The organism is Nostoc sp. UCD121 (assembly GCF_014222285.1).
Classification (GTDB): Bacteria; Cyanobacteriota; Cyanobacteriia; order Cyanobacteriales; family Nostocaceae; genus Nostoc.
Map to the genome: position 1 here is coordinate 1 of NZ_JACKZS010000603.1, position 249 is coordinate 249.

Here is a 249-nt window from a genome sequence, read left to right on the forward strand (position 1 = left end):
AGGTTATTGACCGCCTCTTGCTGTTCTGCATCTAAATTGAGGCTACTGACTTTCTGCAACACATCGGCGCTGTTTCCTCGCAAATCCAGCATGATTCTGGCACGTTCGCGCAGTTCGTCAGTTAAGGGGAGTGTGTCTATTGTAATGCGGTCAAGGTGAGCGATCGCACTACGCACTTTAGCACGTAAATTGATGGGAAAAGCATCTAAAAGCGATCGGGTGATTCCCGCTTCACCTAAAATTAAGTGC

General features: G+C 47.8%; 1 pseudogene. It reads right to left on the reverse strand.

Going from position 1 to position 249, the window contains the following annotated elements:
- Positions 1 to 249: pseudogene (locus tag GNF10_RS37660) on the reverse strand (ATP phosphoribosyltransferase regulatory subunit); the annotation flags it as partial.